14 protein-coding genes are annotated in these 16,263 nt (G+C 70.5%); 8 read left to right on the top strand and 6 right to left on the bottom strand.

The features are described 5' to 3' along the window. Positions 1–135: 135 nt before the first annotated feature. From BWO91_RS12660 to BWO91_RS12640, 5 genes are all read right to left on the bottom strand, one after another. Positions 136–786 carry a response regulator transcription factor gene (locus tag BWO91_RS12660; protein ID WP_056012577.1) on the bottom strand — a complete coding sequence of 217 codons (651 nt, stop codon included), beginning with the start codon at positions 784–786 and terminating at the stop codon, positions 136–138. Next, the gene (locus BWO91_RS12655) at positions 783–2,015 is read right to left on the bottom strand and encodes a hypothetical protein (RefSeq protein ID WP_079002789.1); all 1,233 of its coding nucleotides are present in this window, start codon (positions 2,013–2,015) and stop codon (positions 783–785) included. Before BWO91_RS12655 ends, BWO91_RS12660 begins: the two co-directional genes overlap by 4 nt. Next, on the bottom strand, positions 2,012–3,169 hold the full coding sequence (locus tag BWO91_RS12650; protein ID WP_153303451.1) for a sensor histidine kinase: 1,158 nt from the start codon (positions 3,167–3,169) through the stop codon (positions 2,012–2,014). The genes BWO91_RS12655 and BWO91_RS12650 overlap by 4 nt, the downstream gene beginning before the upstream one ends. Before the next feature lie 89 nt (positions 3,170–3,258). After that, complete coding sequence (metX, locus tag BWO91_RS12645; protein WP_079002787.1) at positions 3,259–4,464, bottom strand: homoserine O-acetyltransferase MetX; 1,206 nt, start codon at positions 4,462–4,464, stop codon at positions 3,259–3,261. Positions 4,465–4,749: 285 nt separating this feature from the next. Beyond that, on the bottom strand, positions 4,750–6,075 hold the full coding sequence (locus BWO91_RS12640) for a bifunctional o-acetylhomoserine/o-acetylserine sulfhydrylase (protein WP_064295265.1): 1,326 nt from the start codon (positions 6,073–6,075) through the stop codon (positions 4,750–4,752). A gap of 204 nt (positions 6,076–6,279) precedes the next feature. On the opposite strand from BWO91_RS12640, the gene BWO91_RS12635 reads away from it, so the two are divergent. Continuing rightward, positions 6,280–7,056, top strand: coding sequence for an SDR family oxidoreductase (locus tag BWO91_RS12635; protein WP_175117759.1), 777 nt, complete (start codon positions 6,280–6,282; stop codon positions 7,054–7,056). Between the two features lie 32 nt (positions 7,057–7,088). Here the strand turns inward: BWO91_RS12635 and BWO91_RS12630 are convergent, their stop codons facing one another. After that, positions 7,089–8,627: an MFS transporter gene (locus BWO91_RS12630; RefSeq protein WP_079002786.1), complete on the bottom strand. Its 1,539-nt coding sequence runs from the start codon at positions 8,625–8,627 to the stop codon at positions 7,089–7,091. A 45-nt stretch (positions 8,628–8,672) separates the two neighbouring features. Between BWO91_RS12630 and BWO91_RS12625 the strand changes: the two genes are divergently transcribed. From BWO91_RS12625 to BWO91_RS12595, 7 genes are all read left to right on the top strand, one after another. Further along, the gene (locus BWO91_RS12625; RefSeq protein ID WP_071262460.1) at positions 8,673–9,170 is read left to right on the top strand and encodes a phosphoribosyltransferase; all 498 of its coding nucleotides are present in this window, start codon (positions 8,673–8,675) and stop codon (positions 9,168–9,170) included. Between the two features lie 40 nt (positions 9,171–9,210). Next, a complete protein-coding gene (locus BWO91_RS12620) occupies positions 9,211–9,948 on the top strand; it encodes a Type 1 glutamine amidotransferase-like domain-containing protein (protein WP_064295268.1) in 738 nt (245 codons plus the stop codon). 3 nt (positions 9,949–9,951) lie between these two features. Beyond that, positions 9,952–10,671, top strand: a complete 720-nt coding sequence (locus tag BWO91_RS12615; RefSeq protein WP_079002785.1) for a uracil-DNA glycosylase — start codon at positions 9,952–9,954, stop codon at positions 10,669–10,671. Positions 10,672–10,736: 65 nt separating this feature from the next. Beyond that, positions 10,737–11,318, top strand: a complete 582-nt coding sequence (locus tag BWO91_RS12610) for a GNAT family N-acetyltransferase (RefSeq protein WP_064295270.1) — start codon at positions 10,737–10,739, stop codon at positions 11,316–11,318. A gap of 110 nt (positions 11,319–11,428) precedes the next feature. Further along, positions 11,429–12,859, top strand: a complete 1,431-nt coding sequence (locus BWO91_RS12605) for an amidase (protein ID WP_079002784.1) — start codon at positions 11,429–11,431, stop codon at positions 12,857–12,859. Between the two features lie 102 nt (positions 12,860–12,961). Continuing rightward, entirely contained in the window at positions 12,962–14,482 is a 1,521-nt protein-coding gene (locus BWO91_RS12600; protein ID WP_240555491.1) for an NtaA/DmoA family FMN-dependent monooxygenase, read from the top strand. A 90-nt stretch (positions 14,483–14,572) separates the two neighbouring features. Then, positions 14,573–16,195 carry an ABC transporter substrate-binding protein gene (locus tag BWO91_RS12595; protein ID WP_079002783.1) on the top strand — a complete coding sequence of 541 codons (1,623 nt, stop codon included), beginning with the start codon at positions 14,573–14,575 and terminating at the stop codon, positions 16,193–16,195. Positions 16,196–16,263: the final 68 nt, after the last annotated feature.

Raw genomic sequence — 16,263 nt, 5'->3', positions numbered from 1 at the left:
GAAGGGGTGATCATCTCCTGCATTGCGTACGCGAACGCGCACGCTGAGACCCAGTGGAAACAGCATTCGCAATCCTCTGGCGCTGACACAGGTATGGCCGCTCACGTTGTGAGCGGCCATACCGAGCGGTTCGCGTCAGTCGACGATGATGCCGTCGAGGATCGCCCGCTTGCGCAGGGCGACCTTGGTACCGACGTCGATACCGGCGTTGCGGTACTTCTCGCGGATGCGCTTGAGGTAGCTCTTCGCGGTCTCGTCGGAGATGCCGAGGCTCTCGGCGACCATCTTCACGGGCTCACCGGCGGCGTACAGCGCCATGACACGACGCTCCTGCGCGCTGAGGCGGGGGCCGGTCCCGGAGGCTCCGCTCGCGAGGGCGAGGTCGAGCTCGGGGGAGATGTAGGACTCGCCGCGTGACGCCGCACGCAGGGCGTGCACGATGGTCTCGGCGTCTTCGCTCTTCGCGAGGTAGCCCAGGGCGCCCGCGGCCAGGGCTTCACGGACCACTGCCGGGTCGCTGTAGGTGCTCATGAGGACGGTCGTGACGCCCGTGGTCTTCAGCGTCGCGAGCTTCACGGCGACCGGGACGTTGTCCTTGAGGTCGACGTCGAGGAGCAGGACGTCGACGGGGAAGGCGGGGTGCGTCAGCAGCTCCGGCCAGGACGGGGTCACGACGACGAGTTCGATGTCGTCGGCGACGCTCCTGATCCATTCGGTGAGCGCGCCGAGCAGCATCCGGTGGTCATCGACGATGCCGACCCTGATGCGAGACTCCTGTGACGTCATTGACGTTCCCCTTTCCGCTGGCCCGCAGCAGGATTGTCGACGGTGCTGTCGATCTCGATCCTGATCCGGGATTTCTGGTACGTGTCCGTAGAGCTGCCCACTCGTCCGAGCGCTTCCCACACCGCGGGATCCACCTTGGCGCGTTGCACTCCGACCGCTTCGAGGACGATCGGGATGACGAGCGCACCTGATCGGCCCGGTCGTTCGGAGCGGTCGACCGGTCCGAGCGTCAGCACAGCTCTGGCACTCTGCGCATCTGCTTCCCCGAGGAGCAACCATACTGCAGAGAGCAGTCCATCCCGCTGATCCGTTGCGAGATACGTCGCGAGTCGCTCGGGGTCGCGGAGGGTCGCGCTGTCCGACAACACGGACGACTCCTGGAACGCATGCTCGAGCCAGGACTCCTTGCCCTCGGACATGAGGTGACGCCGGAGCTCGGTCGCAAGGCGGGAGGCGCGCGCCGCGAGCTCGGGGCTGAGCGGGAGGTCGACCGAGCCGTCGGCGACGCCGACGAACAGCTCCTCCGCTTCGAGGTCGAGGGTCACGAGTTCCTCCGAGTCGAAGAACCCGAGTGCGTCCCGGACGCTCGCGACGGTGGAGGCGACCATGACCCGGTCGAGTTCGAGGCGGACGATCCGGCGGTACTGGGAGACGATCGCGCAGGCGATGAGCGGTGGGACGACGGCGACCGCGGCGAAGAGCAGCTCCGCACCGAGGGTCGCGGTCTGGGTCCGCGTGACGGTGAGGATCGAGCCCACGAGCATCAGCCCGAGCACCACGGTCGCGGCGGCGACGTCGCGCACCGGGCGGAGGGTGACGACCGCGAGCAGGACGCCGCCGACCGCCGCGGCCGCCGTCGGATAGACGCCCACGGCGTCGCGACTCCAGACGCTCGCCAGGTCGAGCGCGGCGACCACCACCAGCTGGATCAGCAGCGCGACGAACAGCCGATCCGAGAGGTGGAACGCGGAGCGGCGGAGGAGGAGGAAGGTCGACACGATCGCCGCGGTGAGCAGCAGCCAGGCGACGACGCTGAGCAGTGGTCGCGGGTAGTGGTGGACCGAGCTGACGAAGCGGATCGCGGCGTAGACGACGAGGATGACGCCGGACACTGAGAGACCGATGCCCAGCTGTGTCGTTCCGAGTGACGAACGCTGCCGGTCGATGGCGCGACGATGACGGTAGCGCCGGGTCGGTCCGGTGGCCTGCTCGAGGGCGTCGACACTCATGCTTGCGGGACCTCCAGGATGACCGTCGTCCCGGCCCCGGGGGCGGAGAAGACGCGCGCCTGTCCGCCGACCTCCTGGATGCGCGCGACGACCGATTCCGCGACGCCGAGATGGCCGTCCGGCACTGCCGACGGGTCGAACCCGGTGCCGGTGTCGGTGATGAGGAGTCGGGCCGTCAGCTCGTCGATCGAGACCGTGACGTCGGCCGAATCCACGCCGGAGTGACGCCGGACGTTCTCCAGGCACTCCCCGAGAGCGAGGAGGAACGCCTCGCGCACGCGTGGGTCGAGGTTCGCCTGTCCACCGCCGTAGACGTTGACCGTGAGGCCGAGCCCGGCGAACCGGTCCGTCACGGCCTCGATCCCTTCGTCGAGGGTGAAGTCGACACCGCGCTGCAGGATGTACGAGCCGGAGGAGACGGGGGTCAGCTCCTCGCCGAGGCGGAGGCTGCGGAGCAGATGCGCATCGTTCCCGGCCTGCGAGCGGAGGGCGGCGCCATCGACGCCCCGTCCGGAGTGGGCGAGCATGGTGAGGGTCGCGAGTGCGGTGTCGTGCAGGAGGCGTGCGTCCTGTCGCCGTTGCGACTCGGCCTGACTCGCGAGCCGCTCAGCGTTGTAGGCGTTGCCGATAGTGTCGACCCGACGGATGAGTCGGGGGATGCTCGTGTCGAGCCACCCGCCGAAGGCGCCGATCGCGATCCACACGACCGCGGTCAGGCCGATGGTCGGGATCGTGAGCGCGGTGGGCCCGGTGACGACGACGATGGTGGCCGCCGTCACGACGAACGCGGTCAGGAGCAGCGGCCAGGTGCGACGGATCGGCACCAGTCGGGCCGCGACAGCACCCATCCCGAGGGAGGTGATCGCGGCGATCGCGCTCGCGGAGCCGACCTGGCCGGTGTTCCCGTCGGACAGACCGATGACGACGACGACGCCGACACCGACGAGGAACACCAGCAGGACCCACCGCTGACCGTCGTACTGCTCGGCGGCCACGTGGGTGAGGGCGAGGACGGCGACGAGGACGAGGAGGACGGCGTACCGGCCGCCCGAGACGACGCCCGGGACGCTGAGGATCATCGCGGCCGTGACGCAGCCCGCGAGCCCGAAGAGGCGCGTCGTACGCAGCAGCAGCCGTCGCTGGGTCCTCGCCACCCGATCCATGCTCACGCTCCTCTGAGGAGTCACCTTATCGGGTGACACGGGCGCGACGGAACGGTTGTCGGTCAGACGGAGCGCGGCTGTCAGACGGCGAGGAGCCGGCTGAGATGCGGTGCGACCAGCGCGGTCTCGATGAGGAAGCCGTCGTGTCCGAAATCGGACCGGAGGACCGACGGTCGGGTGCCGTCGAGGTTGCCGGCGAGGTGGAGGGCGATCTCCTCCTGCCCACTGACCGGGAAGAGCCGGTCGCTGTCGATCCCGAGCACGAGCGACGGACCGGCGTAGGCCCGCAGCGCCGCGCCGACGCCGCCGCGATCGCGTCCGACGTCGTGGGAGTTCATCGCCTCGACGAGGGTCACATAGCTCCCGGCGTCGAAGCGTCGGGTGAACTTGTTGCCGTGGAAGTCGAGGTACGACTCGACGGCGAAGCGTCCACCATGCCCGAGCGGGCTCACGCTCGACTGCCAGCTGCGTTCGAAGCGGGCGTTCAACTCACCCGGGCTGCGGTAGTTGAGCAGGGCCATCCGTCGGGCGAGGGCGAGGCCGCGGTGGGGGCCCTCACCGTCCGGGGCGTCGTAGTAGTCGCCTCCCTGGAAGTGCGGGTCCGTGCGGACCGCTTCGAGCTGCACGAAGTTCAGGGAGATCTGGTCCGCCGTCGTGACCGGGGGCGCGGCGATCACGGCCAGTCGGTCGACGAGCTCGGGGTGGGTGGCGGCCCATTCGAGTGCGTGCATGCCGCCCATCGATCCGCCGATCACCGCGGCCCAGCGGTCGAGTCCGAGGTGTCCGAGCAGCCGGTGCTGGGCCTCGACCTGGTCGCGGATCGAGGTGTACGGGAACCGTGAACCCCACTCGACGCCGTCGGGCGCGAAGGAGGAGGGGCCGGTGCTGCCCTGGCAGCCGCCGATCATGTTCGGCGCGACGACGAACCAGCGGTCCGTGTCGACGGCGAGTCCCGGACCGACGATGCCGGCCCACCACCCGGCGGTCGCATGTCCGTTGCCGGCGCCGCCGAGGACGTGGCTGTCTCCCGTGAGCGCGTGGAGGACGAGGACCGCGTTGCCGCCGTCGTCGTCGAGGGTGCCCCAGGTCTCGTAGGCGAGTCTGGCGTGCGGGATGCTCCCGCCGTGCTCGAAGTCGAGGCGGCCGAGCGGGGCGAAGAGTCGGTCGCCCGGCCGATCGCCGTCGCGCCAGGCGCCGCTCGAGGGCGGGTTCGCGAGCAGGGCGCCGACCTCGGCTTCGGTCACGAAGCGGGAGGGCACGCTGTCTTCCGGGGTCTGCCAGTCCATAGGTCTCCATTGTGGCGTGCCCGCGGGCGTCGACCGGCCGTGTTACGTCACCCGATCCGCCGAGGTCGGCGCGGTGCGCTGACGCGAGTGTGCTCCCGTCGGCCTCAGCGCGCCGGAACGGGCTCGAGTGACGGGGAACGGGCTCGGGTGGCGGGGAACCGGCCCGACTGCGCAACGAACGACGCGAGCGCGGGTCTCTGGAGACCCGCGCTCGCGGCTGTGGGGTGCGCTCGCGTCAGTGCACCGCGCTGGCGCAACCCGGGAGGGAAACGCCTCGGGACGGGCTCAGACCCGGGCGGCCTCGACGACCTGCTTCGCGGCGGTCAGACCGGCCTGGAGGTCGGCCGTGATGTCGTCGATGTTCTCGAGTCCCACCGAGAGCCGCACGAGCCCGGGCGTGACGCCGGCCGTGAGCTGCTGCTCCGGAGTGAGCTGCGAGTGCGTCGTCGACGCCGGGTGGATGACGAGCGAACGGACGTCGCCGATGTTCGCGAGGTGTGAGAACAACTGCAGGGAGTTCACGAAGGCGCGGCCGGCGTCGACCCCGCCCTTGAGCTCGAACGACAGGACCGCTCCGACGCCCTTCGGCGCGTACTGGTTGGCAGCCGCGTACCAGGGGCTGGACGGCAGCCCCGAGTAGTTGACGCTGGCGATGTCGGGGTGGGCGTCGAGCCACTCGGCGACCTGCTGGGCGTTCTGCACGTGGCGCTCGATGCGGAGGCTGAGCGTCTCGATGCCCTGGATGAGCTGCCAGGCGCTCGCCGGGGCGATGGCCGCACCCAGGTCGCGCAGGAGCTGCACGCGCGCCTTGATGATGTAGGCGAGCGAATCGCCCACGGCGTCGGTGTAGACCGCCCCGTGGTACGAGGGGTCCGGCGTGGTGAGGCCCGGGAACTTGTCCGCGTGCCCGGTCCAGGAGAAGGTTCCGCCGTCGACGATGACCCCGCCGATGACCGTGCCGTGACCGCCGAGGAACTTCGTCGCCGAGTGGACGATGATGTCCGCTCCGTGCTCGAAGGGTCGGATGAGGTACGGCGTGGCGATCGTGTTGTCGACGATCAGCGGGACGCCGGCCTCGTGCGCGACGTCGGCGACGAGGCGGATGTCGAGGATGTTGATCTTGGGGTTGCCGATGGTCTCCGCGAAGAACAGCTTCGTGTTCGGGCGCACCGCACGCCGCCACTCCTCGGCGTCGTCCTGGTTCTCCACGAAGGTGGTCTCGATGCCGAGCTTCGCGAGCGTGTACTTGAAGAGGTTGTACGTGCCGCCGTAGATCGACGACGACGACACGATGTGGTCGCCCGCCTGCGCGATGTTGAGGACCGCCGAGGCCTCCGCCGCCTGCCCGGAGGCGAGGAGGAGGGCGCCGCTGCCGCCCTCGAGCGCGCTGAGGCGCTCCTCGACGACAGCCTGCGTCGGGTTCTGGATGCGCGTGTAGATGTTGCCGAACTCCGCGAGGGCGAAGAGGTTCTTGGCGTGGTCGGCGTTGTCGAACACGTAGCTCGTGGTCTGGTAGATCGGCGTGGCCCGAGCCTTCGTGACCGGGTCGGGCGCTGCTCCGGAGTGGATCTGCTTCGTCTCGAACTTCCAGTCGTTCGTGGCATCGCTCATGGTGGATGGTCCCCTCTGCTCGGGTGGTCGGTGCTGCTCGGGTGATGGGTGCCGCCGGTGAGGCCGCTCGGTCCGACAGCGATGTCGCCGGGCGTGGCTCCGGGTGGTGCTCCGTCGTGACCCCGAGGCTACCGGCCCCGCCTGCACGCGCCAACCGCGCGGACACACGGCGTAACGGCTCGGCCCGGTGGCTACCCTGGAGGCATGACGACGAGACGTGTGGTGGTGACCGGTGCGAGTTCAGGGATCGGGGAGGCGACGGCGAGGCGTTTCGCGGCCGACGGTTGGGAGGTCGTGGCGGTGGCCCGCCGTGCGGAGCGGCTGGAGGCGCTCGTCGCGGACATCGGCGGCACCGCGGTCGTCGCCGACCTGACCGTGCAGGCGGACGTCGACGCGCTCGCCGCCCGGGTGGAGGAGCTCGGCGGCGCCCAGGCGCTCGTCAACAACGCGGGCGGTGCCTTCGGCCTCGCATCCGTCGAGGACGGCGACGCGGAGGACTGGCGGCGCATGTTCGACATCAACGTCCTCGGCACGAAGCGCGTGGTCCAGGCGCTCCTGCCGATCCTCCGTCGGAGCATCCCGGAGGGTGGTGCCGCCACCATCGTCGGTGTCACCTCGATCGCGGGCCACGTCGCCTACGTGGGTGGCGGCGGGTACAACGCGGCGAAGTTCGCGGAGCGCGCGCTCTTCGAGGTGCTGCGGCTCGAGCTCAACGGCGAACCGATCCGGGTGATCGAGGTGGCGCCGGGCATGGTGCACACGGAGGAGTTCTCGCTCGTGCGCTTCGGTGGCGACCAGGACCGCGCCGACGCCGTCTACGAGGACGTGCCGGATCCGCTCTCGGCCGACGACGTCGCCGAGGCCATCGTCCACGCGACCTCGCTGCCGCCGCACGTCAACCTCGACCTCATCACGATCAAGCCGGTCGCCCAGGCCGCCCCGTACCGCCTGGCGAAGGGGCCGTTGCGCGTCGCGGAGTAACCCTTCGACAGGCTCAGGGACCGGTCGGGAGGTCAGTGAGCGGTCGGGCGCTCAGCAGCGGGATCGATGCGTGGCTCGGGTCCCGTGTCGACTGGGGCCGCATCCGCGAAGGCGAGTTTCGGGACGAAGCAGAGCAGGACGGCGGCGACGAGCGCGCCCGCCCCGCAGATCGCCCAGACCGTGAGATAGCCGGACAGGCTCGACGCTCCGGCCGTGACGGCCTGCGCGGCGCCGGCGAACAGGACCACGCCGAAGACGGCCGAGGCGAAGGAGCCACCGATCGTCTTCGTCGTGTTGGTCAGCGCCGACGCGACACCCGTCTGCCCGCGAGGTGCGGCGGCCGCGGCCGCGGCCGGCATGGCGCCGACGAGGGCACCGGAGCCGAGACCCGCGATCGCCATGTTCAGGAAGACCTGCCACGTCTCGAGGTGGAACGGGAGGAACAGCAGGTACCCGACCGCGACGAGTGAGGCGGCGATGATCAGCGCGATCCGAGGCGTCGCCCAGCGCGACACGAGTGGGAACAGGAGCGCACCGACGATCATCGAGATCAGGTAGGCGCCGATGAGCGTGGAGATGTCACCGGCGTCGAGCCCGAGGCCGTATCCGTTCTCCCGCGGTGTCCCCGCATAGGTGCTGAGCGGCGCCTGGGCGCCGAGCAGGCTGATCCCGATGAGCCCCGCGGTCAGTTGCACCGGCCACATGTTGGGTTGCCGCAGCACCCGGAGGTCGATCGCCGGGTCGGGTTGCCGCAGTTCATGTCGCCCGAACGGCAGGAACGCGAGCACGCCGATCGCGATGAGCCCCCACACCCACCACGTCTGCGGACCGTTGAGTCGCAGGAAGGTGAGCCCCGAGGTGATGAGGAGGAGCGCGAGGCTGAGGAGCACGAAGCCCGCGAAATCCAGGGTCCTGCCCGGCAGGGGTTCGGACTCGGGGACGCCGAAGAGGATGGCGAAGAAGACGAGGGTCACCGCGACGGCCGGCAGCATCATCGTGAGTGGGATGTCGCCGCCGAGGGCGGTGAGGATGCGTCCACTCGACAGCGCACCGATGATGGCCCCGGCCTCGAGCGCCACGACGAGGAGGCCGGCGGCCCGCCGGGTCTGCGAGGCCCCGGTGCCGGAGCGGCGGCCCCGCTCGAAGATGAGTGCGATCTCGAGCGGCAGCCAGACGACGTAGAAGCCCTGCAGCGCCCAGGCCGCGAGGAACGACCAGAAGTCCCCGGCGACGACGAGCCACCAGCTGGCACCGGCCGTCAACACGGTGGAGACGAGGAGGACCCGCTTGTGTCCGAACATGTCGCCGAGCTTCGCGAGGATGGGGACGACGAGTGCCGACAACAGCAGCTGCGCGGCCTCGAACCAGTTGAAGTCCGCGTCGTGGATGCCCAGGTGCTCGACGAGGTCGGGGATGAGTGGGACGTAGTAGCCCTGCAGGACACCGCTCGTGATCTCGACGAGGAACAACCAGCCGATGAGTCCTGCGGTGATACCAGCTGCCGACCCACGGATCGACGTCCGCCATCCGGTCGCCGAGGCTCCGCCGGTCGTCGTGCTGTCTCGCGCCATGTGGGGATGGTACAGGCGGCCCGGCCGGCAGGATAGCGTTGGGGGATGTCGACCGAGAACCCCAGCGCAGCGTCCCCGGAGCGAGAGGTCCTCGACTGGCCCACGTTCGGTGACGCGGCCCGCGAACTGTCCAGTGCGATCGTCGCGAGCGGGTTCCGGCCCGACTCCGTCGTCGCGATCGCGCGCGGGGGGCTCCTGCTCGCCGGTGCCATCGCCTACGCCCTCGACGTGAAGGCGTGCGGCGCGCTGAACGTCGAGTTCTACACCGGGGTCGACGCGCGTCTCCCCGAGCCCGTCGTGCTCCCGCCGCTGCTCGACGTGGCCGGGTTGCCGGGGAGCCGGGTGCTGCTCGTCGACGACGTGTCCGACTCGGGTCGCACGCTCGCGATGGTGCTGGAACTCATGCAGGCGAGCGGCGCGGAGGTCCGCACGGTGACGCTGTACGAGAAGCCGCAGACGGTGCTCCGTCCCGACTACGTGTGGAAGCGCGTCGACCGCTGGATCTCCTTCCCCTGGTCGACGCTGCCGACGATCACGGCCTGATCGTCCCCGCCTGATCCGGGGTGCCGGGTAGGGTCTCAGGGTGAGTGTTTTCCTCCTCGGCGGTCCGGCCGCCCCAGAGACCGAGTCGACCGTCTACGCAGCGTTCATCGCCGAGGCGGCCGCGCTCGCGGTCGTCGCCGGTCGGTTGGCCCCGCGCATCGCGATCGTCGTCGTGCACGACGGCGATGGACTCGAGCAGTCCGCCGCCCTGGAACGTGCCGTCGCACGCTCCGGTGAGATCGAGGCGATCCGCGTGGTCGTCCGCGAGGGCGGTGTGGTCGCGCAGGCTCAGCTGGCCGAGGTCGACGGGATCGTCGTCGGCGGCGGGCTGCCCTCGGCCTACGCGGAGGCGGTCGCGCCGGTCGCCACCGACATCCGACGCCTCGTCGCGTCCGGTCTGCCCTACCTCGGCATCTCGGCCGGCGCGATGATCGCCGCCGAGCACGCGATCATCGGCGGATGGCGTGTCGGCGAGGTCCCCGTGAGCCCCGAGGCGGCGTCCGAGGAACTCGACGAGGTCACGATCGGCGACGGTCTCGGGCTCGTCGACATCGCCGTCGAGGCGCACGCCGCACAGTGGGGCACCCTCGGGCGGCTCGTCGCCGCGACGGAGGCCGGGGTCGTCGACGGCGGTGTCGCGATCGACGAGAACACGGCGCTCGTGGTCGGGCAGGGGGCGCTCTCCGTCCTCGGTGGCGGCAGCGTCTGGCAGGTTTTCACCGCCGAGCACGGGGTCGTCGTCCGCACGATCGGTGCCGAGCAGCCGCAGCAGCAGTAGGCCATGACGAACGGGATCCTCGGCGGTAGCCCGGCACAGCTCGCCGCGGCGGGGTCGATGGACGAGGGCTGGGCCGACGCACTCGCGCCTGTGGCCGATCGTCTTGCGACGATCGACCACTGGCTCGCGGCGCAAGCGGCGGACGGTGCCCGATGGTTACCGGCCCCCGAGCTCGTCCTGCGGGCCTTCCGCACGCCGTTCAGCGCGGTCCGGGTCCTCATCGTCGGGCAGGACCCGTACCCGACTCCGGGTCATCCGATCGGCCTGTCGTTCGCCGCGGACCGGGACGTGCGCCCGCTGCCACGCAGCCTCGCGAACATCCACCGGGAACTCCGCGACGACCTCGGTGTCCCGACGCCGGAACACGGCGACCTCAGTCCGTGGACCCGACAGGGCGTGCTGCTCCTCAACCGCGTCCTCACGGTCGAGGCGGGTTCCGCCGGTTCCCACCGCCGACACGGCTGGGAGGCGGTCACGGAACAGGCGATCCGGGCGCTCGCCGCACGCCCCGCACCGCTCGTGTCCATCCTCTGGGGCAAGGACGCCGAACGACTGGCCCCGCTGCTCGAATCATCGAGCGACCCCGACCGTCACGTCATCGTCTCGGCGCACCCGAGTCCGCTCTCCGCCTCACGCGGGTTCTTCGGCTCGAAGCCGTTCAGCCGCACCAACGACTTCCTCGTCTCCCGCGGCGTGGACCCGATCGACTGGTCGCTCGACTGACGACCGGGTCGTGGGGTCGACCGCAAGGGCTGTCCGCCGACCCACCCCCTGGTTAGGCTTGGGGGATGTTGGAAGAGGAGTACGAGCCGAGGCGACGGCTGCCGCCGCACCTGCGCAAGCCGCCGACCCCCGAGACCCCCTTCGCATTCACGATGCGCGACGCCACTGCGGCCGACCTGCCCGACGTCCGGGCGATCTACAACCACTACGTCGCCAACAGCATGGTCACCTTCGACGAGGACGCGATGACCCTCGCCGAGTGGCGCTCCAAGTTCGCCTACCTGCAGCGGCTGCAGCTCCCGTTCATCGTCGCCGTCAACCCGACCGGACAGATCCTCGGGTACGCGCTGTGTGCGCCGTGGAAGCAGAAGCGCGCCTACCGCTTCACGGTGGAGAGCTCGATCTACCTCGGAGCCGCAGCGACCGGCAAGGGCCTCGGCACCGATCTGCTCGGTGAGCTCATCGAGCGCTCGAAGGCCGCCGGGCTCAAGGAGATGCTGGCCGTCATCGCCGACAAGGGCGCCGAGTCGTCGATCGCCCTGCACGAGAAGTTCGGGTTCACCGAGGTGGGCCGCATGGGCCGTGTCGGGTTCAAGTTCGACCGCTGGATCGGCACGGTCCTCCTCCAGAAGTCCCTGAAGCGCTGAACCGGTCGACGCCTTTCGACAGGCCCAGGGACCGGAACCGCCCGGGAACGGGGACCGGAACGGGCAGGGAACGGACGGGCTGTGGCCACCGCCGCGCCTAGGCTGGTCGCATGGCGGAACTCCACGAGCTGACGGCGCTCGAGCAGTGGCAGGCGTTACAGCGGGACGAGGTCTCACCGACGGAGCTCGCCCGGCACTACCTCGACCGCATCGAGCGGCTCGACGACGCGATCGGCGCCTTCCCCTCGGTCGCCGCCGGATCGCTCGCCGAACGCGTGGAGGCGGTCGAGGCACTTCCTCGGACCGCACCGCTCTGGGGACTCCCGATCGGCGACAAGGACCTCGTGTCCCGTGCCGGTCAGCCCGTCCGCTTCGGGTCGCGGCTCACAGCGGATCTCGTGGCGACGACCGACGACGAGCTCGTCGGCGTCCTCGACCGGGCCGGTGCGGTGAGCCTCGGGAAGACCGCGACCCCGGAGTTCGGGCTCTACGGCTACACGGAGCCGCTCGACGGGACACCGACCCGGAACCCGTGGGCCCTCGACCGTGGGGCGGCCGGGTCGAGTGGCGGGGCCGCAGCCGCCGTCGCCGCGCGGCTCCTCCCGTTCGCCCCCGGCTCCGACGGCGGCGGCTCCGTCCGCATCCCGGCGGCCGCCTGCGGGCTCGTCGGCCTGAAGCCCACGCGGGGGCTCGTCCCCGCGGGCTCCGGTGTCGACCGACTCGCCGGCCTCGTCGTCCCCGGGCCGATCGCCCGGACCGTCGCCGACGCGGCGCTCCTGCTCGACGCGATGATCGAGCGCGTGCACGGACGCATCGACCACCACTTCACGCTGCGCGCACCCGACGCCGACGACGGACCGCTGCTCGGGCACGCCGTGCGCGGCGAGGGCCGGTTCCAGCTGGCGGTCCTCGCCGGCTCACCCTGGGACAGCGCCTTCGAGCTGGCGGTCGACCCTGAGGCCCTCGCGGCCGTCGACGTCGCCACCCGGGCGTTCGCCGCGATGGGGCACGGCCTGGAGGAGCTCACCCTCCGCGACGCCGAACGGTACCCGGCCGACTTCACGACGATCTGGCAGGCCTCGGCGGCCGGTGTCCCGGCGTCCTCGGAGGCGGAGCTGACGCTCCTCGAACCCATCACGAGGTCCCTCGTCGAGCGCGGTCGGGCGCTGCCGGCGACCCGGCTGATGGAGACGCTCGCCAGTCTCCACCGGTTCGAACGCAGCGTGCTCGCGCAGTTCGCGCCGTTCGACGCGATCATCACGCCGGCCCTCGCCCAGACGCCACGTCCCATCGGATGGTACGACCAGGACTCGCCCGAGCTGAACTTCGAGCAGCAGGTGCGCTACGCGCCGCACACCTCCTTCGTGAACGCGACCGGCTTGCCGGCCATCACGCTCCCGGTGCACGAGACGTCCGAGGGACTGCCGATGGGCGTTCAGCTGATCGGGCGTCCCGGCGGTGAGGCGACCCTGCTCGCCCTCGGTGCGCAACTGGAGCGGCGCCTGCGCTGGCAGGACCGCGTCCCGCCGATCGCCCACTGACCCGACGCCCGCTGACCGATCGACGTGGACCCCGCGTCGCAGCGCTCCGTATGACGTGATGTGACACCGCGGCCGGACCTCGCCCCTCCCGCTGCGCCTAGGGTGCTCAGACGGCCCGGTCCGGACGGACCGATCGCCGCCGCACCGGAGGAGTCGATCATCAACGCACCGTCCAGCCCGACGCAGTCCCACCCCAAGCAGCTCATCCTCAACCTGTTCGAGATGAACTGCGTGAGCCACATCACCCACGGCCTCTGGCGCCTGCCGGACAACCGACGCGACCAGTACACCGACATCCGGTACTGGACGACGCTCGCTCGGACGGCGGAGGCGGGCGGGTTCGACGCGATCTTCATCGCCGACGTGGTCGGCGCCTACGACGTGTTCCGTGGCGGCCCGGCCGACGCCCTGCGCGAGGGCCTGCAGATCCCGAACAACGACCCCCTGCTCGTCGTCCCCGCGATGGCCGCCGTGACCGAGCACCTCGGCTTCGGCATCACCTTCTCGACGAGCTACGAGCCACCGTTCGCCTTCGCCCGTCGCATGAGCACCCTCGACCACCTGACGAACGGCCGCGTCGCGTGGAACATCGTCACCTCGTACCTGCCCAACGCCGCACGCAACTTCGGCCTCGCCGAGGAGATCCCGCACGACGAGCGGTTCGCGATCGCCGAGGAGTACCTGGACGTCCTCTACAAGCTCTGGGAGGGGTCCTGGGACGACGACGCCGTCATCCGTGACCGGGAGGCCGGCGTCTACTCGGACCCCGACAAGGTGCGGTACATCGACCACGTCGGGCGCTACTTCCAGGTCGCCGGACCGCACCTGTCCGAGCCCAGCGCGCAGCGGACACCGCTGCTCTACACCGCGACCGCCTCGCCGGCCGGCATCGCGTTCGCCGGACGGCACGCCGAGGCGGTGTTCACGGGCGTACGGGGTCCCGGCGGTGCAGGACCGCTCTTGGAACGGTTCCGTGCGGCGGCGGCCGACAACGGACGCGACGGGGCCGCGCTCAAGATCGTCGTCCAGGCCGCCGTCATCGTCGCGCCGACGCAGGAGGAGGCCGAGGCGAAGGCCGCGCAGTACCGGGAGCACGCGAGCATCGTCGGCCGGTTCGTCCACGCCGGGCTGCCGTTCGACCCGGAGGCGCACCCGGAGGACCGGACGGTCGCCGAGGCGCTCGCCGCAGAGGGGGTCCCGGCCGACGCGCTCCCGCCCCAGGTGACGGCCGGCACCGTCGGCGAGTTCATCAGCCGGGTCGGCAGCGACCTCGAGCGGGACTTCTTCGCCGTCGGCACCCCCGAGGTCGTGGCCGACGAGATCGAGCGATGGTTGGACGAGATCGGTATCGACGGCATCAACCTGCGGCAGTACCACAGCCTCGACACGCTCACCGATTTCGTCGAACTCGTCGTGCCGGAGCTGCGTCGCCGAGGGCGGCTGCGCGACGCGTATCGACCGGGGGAGACGCTCCGCGAGCGCCTGACCGGCGGGGCGGCCCGGCTCCCCGACGACCACCCGGCCGCACGATACCGCGGAGGACGGAACCTCGGCGACCAGCACGACGGGACGGTCGACGGTCACACGGCGTCATCGAGGGAACCCGTGGGAAACCTGTCGTAACAGAGCAGCGGGGTGGCCCGGTGCGCCGTCCAGGATGGGCAACCACACCGGCACAGCACCGGACCACCCCGACCCACAGGAGTACCCGTCATGACCCGAACCACCAGACGGCGAGCACGACTCGCCGCCGCAGCCCTCGTCGCCGTGAGCATCGCGCTGACCGGCTGCTCGGCGGCGTCGGCCTCGTCCGACGCGGACGGTGGCAGCCTCACCTACCTCGATGCGGAGATCCCCACCTCGGCGCAGGTGCAGGAGGCGGGCACGTGGCAGACCCGTGCGCTGCAGCAGAACATCACCGACCGCCTGCTCTACCCGAACGCGGAGACGGGCGAACTCGAACCGTGGATCGCCGACTCCTGGACCGTCAGCCCCGACGGTCTCACGTACACCTTCGTGATCCGTGACGGCGTCACCTACAGCGACGGCACCGCCGTCGACGCCGCGAGCGTCGCGAAGAACCTGAACTGGCAGTCGACCGGCGACGAGGCGAAGGGGACGACCCCGAACGCACAGTTCCCGTCCGGTCTCGTGGCGACGCCGGACGACGCGACCAGCACCGTCACCGTCGTCCTCGCCGCACCCTACGCGCCCTTCCTCAACGTGCTCACCGGGTGGGGATCCGGGCTCGTCGCCGACGCCACGATCGACGCGAGCAAGGAGGAGCAGTCGAAGTTCGTGAACCTCATCGGCTCCGGTCCCTTCGTCGTCGCCTCCGAGACCTACGGCAAGGAGATCGTGCTCAACCGTCGTGAGGGGTACGCCTGGGCCCCGCCGTCCTCCCCGAACCAGGGCGAGGCGCACCTCGCCTCGGTCACGGTCATCCCCGTGCAGGAGGACAGCGTCCGGCTCGGCACCCTGAAGTCGGGCGAGGCGGACGTCATCCGCTACGTCCAGCCGAGCGAGGAGCAGGGGCTCGTCGACGCCGGCTACGACGTCGTGTCCAAGACGGGTGTCGGTCTCAGCAACCAGTGGTTCCTCCGCAGTCAGGCGCCGTTCCTCGACGACGTCGACGTCCGCAAGGCGCTGCTGCACGCGATCGACCGTGAGCAGATCATCGAGACGCAGTACACCGACAGCTGGACGCCCGCGACGTCGGTCCTGTCGCCTGGCACCTTCGGCTACGTCGACGAATCGGCGAAGTTCGCCTACGACCCGGATGCGGCGAACCGCCTCCTCGACGGCGCCGGCTGGACCGAGCGCGACGCGGACGGCTACCGCACGAAGGGCGGCGAGCGGCTCACGGTGAAGACCTACATCGACGTCTACGACAACACGGCGAAGAGCCTCTTCCAGCAGATCCAGAACCAGTTCAAGGACGTCGGTATCGAGCTGTCACTCAACGAGCTCGACTACTCCACCTACTGGGCGACCGCGTTCGCGGACCCGGAGGTCGGAGCGCTCCGAGTCGGTTGGCCGCACCCTGACCCCTCGAAGGGCCTCAGCGAGTACTACAGCAAGGACGGGTCCGACCTCCTCGGTCTCGCCGGCTCCGACACGACCCTGCAGTCGCTGCTCGACGCGCAGAACGCCGCGACCGACGACGACACCCGTGCGGCGATCCTCGGACAGATCCAGGACCACCTGATCGACCAGGCCTATGTCGTCCCGATCCTCAACGACAGCCAGGTGTTCGTCACCCAGCAGCGGGTGAAGGGCTTCTCCCTCACCGACGGCGCCCTGCCGGAGTTCTACAACACCTCGATCGAGGACTGAGCGAGCGGGAGGGCCGTCGACCGGACGGCCCTCCCGTCTCCGGTCCCGTCCCTTTCCGAGAGGAGGCC

It is taken from the genome of Plantibacter flavus, from assembly GCF_002024505.1.
Lineage (GTDB): Bacteria > Actinomycetota > Actinomycetes > Actinomycetales > Microbacteriaceae > Plantibacter > Plantibacter flavus_A.
The sequence above is the reverse complement of the archived record's forward strand: the minus strand, read 5'-3'. Positions and strand labels throughout refer to the sequence as shown.

What these genes read in the sequence shown, in the direction of transcription:
- BWO91_RS12660 (WP_056012577.1), bottom strand. Translation starts at nt 786, where the DNA reads ATGACGTCACAGGAGTCTCGCATCAGGGTCGGCATCGTCGATGACCAC.
- BWO91_RS12655 (WP_079002789.1), bottom strand. Translation starts at nt 2,015, where the DNA reads ATGAGTGTCGACGCCCTCGAGCAGGCCACCGGACCGACCCGGCGCTAC.
- metX (WP_079002787.1), bottom strand. Translation starts at nt 4,464, where the DNA reads ATGGACTGGCAGACCCCGGAAGACAGCGTGCCCTCCCGCTTCGTGACC.
- BWO91_RS12640 (WP_064295265.1), bottom strand. Translation starts at nt 6,075, where the DNA reads ATGAGCGATGCCACGAACGACTGGAAGTTCGAGACGAAGCAGATCCAC.
- BWO91_RS12635 (WP_175117759.1), top strand. Translation starts at nt 6,280, where the DNA reads ATGACGACGAGACGTGTGGTGGTGACCGGTGCGAGTTCAGGGATCGGG.
- BWO91_RS12630 (WP_079002786.1), bottom strand. Translation starts at nt 8,627, where the DNA reads ATGGCGCGAGACAGCACGACGACCGGCGGAGCCTCGGCGACCGGATGG.
- BWO91_RS12625 (WP_071262460.1), top strand. Translation starts at nt 8,673, where the DNA reads ATGTCGACCGAGAACCCCAGCGCAGCGTCCCCGGAGCGAGAGGTCCTC.
- BWO91_RS12615 (WP_079002785.1), top strand. Translation starts at nt 9,952, where the DNA reads ATGACGAACGGGATCCTCGGCGGTAGCCCGGCACAGCTCGCCGCGGCG.
- BWO91_RS12610 (WP_064295270.1), top strand. Translation starts at nt 10,737, where the DNA reads ATGTTGGAAGAGGAGTACGAGCCGAGGCGACGGCTGCCGCCGCACCTG.
- BWO91_RS12605 (WP_079002784.1), top strand. Translation starts at nt 11,429, where the DNA reads ATGGCGGAACTCCACGAGCTGACGGCGCTCGAGCAGTGGCAGGCGTTA.
- BWO91_RS12595 (WP_079002783.1), top strand. Translation starts at nt 14,573, where the DNA reads ATGACCCGAACCACCAGACGGCGAGCACGACTCGCCGCCGCAGCCCTC.